At 78.6% G+C, this 4,139-nt stretch carries 4 protein-coding genes and 1 pseudogene; all 5 read left to right on the top strand.

Features of this window, described 5'->3' with window-relative positions; genetic code table 11:
- A pseudogene (locus AB0D32_RS32605) lies at positions 1 to 303 on the top strand (hypothetical protein); the annotation flags it as partial.
- Positions 300 to 1,586 carry a DUF4255 domain-containing protein gene (locus tag AB0D32_RS32600; protein WP_357098785.1) on the top strand — a complete coding sequence of 429 codons (1,287 nt, stop codon included), beginning with the start codon at positions 300 to 302 and terminating at the stop codon, positions 1,584 to 1,586. The pseudogene AB0D32_RS32605 and the gene AB0D32_RS32600, both read left to right, overlap by 4 nt.
- The gene (locus AB0D32_RS32595; protein ID WP_357098782.1) at positions 1,586 to 3,412 is read left to right on the top strand and encodes an ATP-binding protein; all 1,827 of its coding nucleotides are present in this window, start codon (positions 1,586 to 1,588) and stop codon (positions 3,410 to 3,412) included. Before AB0D32_RS32600 ends, AB0D32_RS32595 begins: the two co-directional genes overlap by 1 nt.
- Entirely contained in the window at positions 3,409 to 3,651 is a 243-nt protein-coding gene (locus AB0D32_RS32590) for a hypothetical protein (RefSeq protein WP_357098779.1), read from the top strand. The genes AB0D32_RS32595 and AB0D32_RS32590 overlap by 4 nt, the downstream gene beginning before the upstream one ends.
- Positions 3,648 to 4,139: DUF4157 domain-containing protein (locus AB0D32_RS32585; RefSeq protein WP_357098776.1), on the top strand; the 492-nt coding region annotated here is incomplete at its 3' end. The genes AB0D32_RS32590 and AB0D32_RS32585, both read left to right, overlap by 4 nt.

Raw genomic sequence — 4,139 nt, 5'->3', positions numbered from 1 at the left:
GTCGGGTTGGCCGCCCGGCCGCCGGCGCTGCCGCCGGTGGTCCCGGCGACCGTGCTCCGCCCCGCGCCGCCCGCCCCGCCCGCGCGCGCCGTGCCGGTCGCCCGCGCCGCCGCCCGGGCAACCGAGCGGCCCACCGTGCACCTGCACATCGGCCGGATCGACGTCCGGCTCGCCCCCGGGCAGCGCTCCGCGCCCGCCGCGCCCGCGCCGGTCGCCCCGGTCTCGTCGGCCCCGGCCGTGGCCCCGGGACCCGCCCCCGAACTGGAGGCCTACCTGCGCGATCCGGAGGGACGGCCACGATGAGCACCGCGTACGCCCTCGCCGCCGTCACCGCCGTGCTGCGCGCCCAGATGATGGCGTACCTGCGCGCCACGGGCGCGTCCTCGGCTGTCGGCGGGGTGTCCGTCTCCGCCGGCCCGCCGGACCGGGTGACCGTGGGCAACCAGGAGGGCAACCAGGTCAACCTGTTCCTCAGCCGGGTCACCCGCAACCCGGCCTGGGCCAACCTCGGGCCGCCGCCCCGCAGCGCCGGCGGGGACGACGTCGCCGCTGTCCCGCTCGGCGTCGACCTGCACTACGTGGCCAGCGTCTACGGCCACGACCCGCTGACCGGCGAGATCCTCCTCGGCCACCTGCTGGCGATGCTGCACGAGACGCCGGTGCTGACCCGCGCGGCGATCCGCCGGTCGCTGGCCCCCGACCCGCCGGACGCGACCCTGCCGGCGCCGGTGGCCGAGTCCCGCCTCGCCGAGCAGGTCGAGCAGCTGCGGATCAGCGTCGCCAACAGCCCCGGCGGCGAGGAGAGCTTCCGGCTCTGGTCGGCGTTCAGCGCCCCGTACCGGAGCAGCGTCTTCTTCGACGTCTCCGTGGTGCTGGTCGACCCGCTGCGGGGAGCCCGGGAGCCCCTGCCGGTGCGGTCGGTCACCGCCGGAACGGTCGACGTGCACGGCCCCGAGGTCGACACCGTACGCGCCGACGGCCCGACCGGCACCCCGGTCACCGCCACCGCGACCCTCGTCGTGACCGGCCGCAACCTCGCCGGCCCGGACACCAGGATCCGGTTCGGTGCGGCCACCGCCAGCCCCGCCACCGCGTCGGCCACCGAGCTGCGGGTGCCGCTGTCGGCCTTCGACCGGCCCGTCCCCGCCGGTCTACGAGGGCTGGTCGTCACCCACTCCGTCAACCTGGGCGACCCGCCGACCCCCCGGGCGGCACTCAGCTCCGACGCCGTGCCCGTCACCTACCGTCCGACGATCACCGTCGCCCCCGCCGACGTGGTCGTCGACTCCAGCCGCACCGTCGACGGGGTGCTGCTGCGCACCGGCGCGGTCACCGTCACCGTCACCCCGCAGGTCGAGGCGACGCAGCAGGTCACCCTCTCCCTGACCGGGGCGGGCGGCACGATCCTGCCGGCGCCGCCCGGCAACGGGGTCGCCCCGGGCGCCGGAAGCACCGACCGGATCCGCTTCGCCTTCCGCGACCTGCCCGCCGGGGCGTACCTGGCCCGGCTGCGGGTGGACGGGGTGGACAGCCCGCTGAGCACCGACCCCGCCGGCCGGTACACCGGACCTTCCGTGGTGCTGTGATGCCCGCCCCCCGCGCCGCCGCCCGCTGGCCCGCCCCCGCCGCCGCCGAGCGGGACGACGACGGGCTGGCCGCCGAGGTGGAGCGGATCCGGCTGCTGCTCAAGGGCGAGCCCGCGCAGGGCACCGGCGCGGGCGGTACGCACCTGGACCGGATCGTCGCCGGCTTCGGGCTGACCGGTTTCGAGCGGGACGTGCTGGTCGCCGCCGTCGCCGGGGAACTCGGCCTGCTGGACCGCCCGCCCACCTTCGCCTGGTGCCTCGACGCCCTGCCCGGCGGGCACTGGGACGCCCTCGCCCCCGACCGTCCGCTGCGCGCCGCCCGGCTGGTCGAACTCGGCGAGGGACCGCTGCCGCACGCCCCGCTCCGCGCCGACGAGCGCATCCTGCACGAGCTGCGCGGCGCCGGGCGGCTCGACGAGCGGCTGCGGCCGTACCTCACGGAACTGCCCGCGCCGCCGGCCGGGCTGCCGGCCAGCCGCCGGCGGGCCGCGACGGACCTCTGCGCCGCCTGGCAGGCCGGCCGCCGCGCCCTGCGGGTCAGCGGCCCGGACCGCGCCGACCGCACGGACGTGATCGCCGCCGCCGCCGCGACGGTGGGCCGGCCCGCCCACCGGCTGACGGCCGCCGACCTGCCTGGCGCGGTCACCGACCGGGATGCTCTCGCCCGGCTGTGGAACCGCGAGGTGGTGCTCGCCGACCCGGTGCTGGTCGTGGAGCTGACCGGCGACGAGCCGCCCGAACTGGCCGGCGTCGTGGCGCACCTGCTGGCACGGCTCGTCGGAGACGTGGTGGTGTCCACCCCGCGCGCCGTCGCGCTCGACGGGGTCGCCGCCGGACCCACCGTGGACCGGCCGACCCGCGACGAGCAGCGCGCGTTGTGGCGCGGGCTGCTGCCCGACCGCCCGGCCGCCGAGTTGGCCCGCGAGTACGACCTGGGACACCACGAGATCCTCGCCACCGCCGCCCGGCCCGCCGCCGACCCGACGGCGCTCGCCCGGGACCTGGTCCGCGAGCGGGTCCGCCGCGACCTCGACGGGGTGGCCGAGCGGATCGTCGTCCGCGCCGGCTGGGACGACCTGGTGCTGCCCGCCCCGGCCCTGGCCCAGCTGCGGCAGCTGACCGCCGCCGCGGCCGGCCGGGCGCTGCTCGCCGAGCGGGGCTTCGGGCGGCGTACGGGGCGGGGGCTCGGGGTCACCGCGCTCTTCGCCGGCCCGAGCGGCACCGGCAAGACCCTCGCCGCCGAGGTGGTCGCCGGGTCCCTCGGCCTCGACCTGCACCGCGTCGACCTGGCCACCGTGGTCAGCAAGTGGATCGGCGAGACCGAGAAGCAGCTGCGCCGGATCTTCGACGCCGCCGAACGCGGCGGCACCGTGCTGCTCTTCGACGAGGCGGACGCGCTGTTCGGCCGCCGGTCCGAGGTGAAGGACAGCCACGACCGGTACGCCAACATCGAGGTGTCGTACCTGCTGCAACGCATGGAGCAGTACCGGGGCGTGGCGGTGCTGACCACCAACATGCGCACCGCCATCGACCCGGCGTTCCTGCGGCGGCTGCGGGTGCTCGTCCCCTTCGGGCATCCCGGCCCGGCCGAGCGGGTCGACCTGTGGCGGCGCGCGTTCCCGCCGCAGGTCGCCACGGAGGACCTCGACCTGCGCCGCCTCGCCGACCTGGACCTCACCGGCGGCGACATCCACACCGTCGCCCTGCGGGCCGCGCTCGTCGCCGCCGGGGAGCACGTCCCGGTCCGGATGCGGCACGTGCTCGACGCCGTGGCCGCCGAGTACGCCAAGCACGACCGGCCCGCCGACCCGGGACTGTGGTCATGAACATCGAGGTCGACGTCCGCGAACTCGTCCTCACCGGAATCGAGGCGCCCGACCCCGGCGCGCTCGGCGCCGCGGTGACCGCGCGGCTGGCCCGGCTGCTCGCCGAGCGGGGTCTGCCGCCCGCCTCGCCCGCCCCCGGCCCGCTGCCGGCGCGACCGGGATCGGACCTGCCGGGCGCCCTGGCCGAGGCGATCTGGGCGCAGCTGGGCCGGCCCGCGTGCCGGGAGGCGGGCCGATGACCGAACGCGAGGCGGCCGTCCGGCCGCAGGCCCCGCCCGGCGACCGGTCCCCCGCCCGGGACGCGGAGCTGGCCGAGCTGACCCGGAACCTGGTCGACAGGTACGCCCCCGCGCTGGGCCTGCGGCCCGACGCCGTGCGGGTGCACCTCGGCGAGTCCGGCCGGCGGGCCACCAACCACGGCGCGAGAGGGCTCTTCGCCGACGGCGCGCTCTACCTGGCCCCCGGATACGACCCGCGGCGCACGGCCGGCCGGGCGCTACTCGCCCACGAGCTGGGGCACCTGGCGCAGGCCGGCGCGGCGGGCCCCGCATCCCCGACGCGGGCCGACACCGCGATCACCGCACACCCGACGCGGGCCGACGCCCCGCGCCCGACGCCGCACGGCATCGACCCGGAGGCGGAGGCCCGGGCGCTGGCGGAGGCCGCCGCGGCCGGCCGGACACTCTGGACGCCGGCGGCGCGGCTGCCGGCCGGCGCGGTCGCCGCC

The sequence above is a fragment of the Micromonospora sp. NPDC048170 genome (genome assembly GCF_040652795.1).
Taxonomy (GTDB): domain Bacteria; phylum Actinomycetota; class Actinomycetes; order Mycobacteriales; family Micromonosporaceae; genus Micromonospora.
Note: the sequence above shows the minus strand (reverse complement) of the source record. Positions and strands in the feature narration are given on the sequence as shown.

Coding starts and splice junctions, on each gene's coding strand:
- AB0D32_RS32600 (WP_357098785.1), top strand. CDS start 300: ATGAGCACCGCGTACGCCCTCGCCGCCGTCACCGCCGTGCTGCGCGCC.
- AB0D32_RS32595 (WP_357098782.1), top strand. CDS start 1,586: ATGCCCGCCCCCCGCGCCGCCGCCCGCTGGCCCGCCCCCGCCGCCGCC.
- AB0D32_RS32590 (WP_357098779.1), top strand. CDS start 3,409: ATGAACATCGAGGTCGACGTCCGCGAACTCGTCCTCACCGGAATCGAG.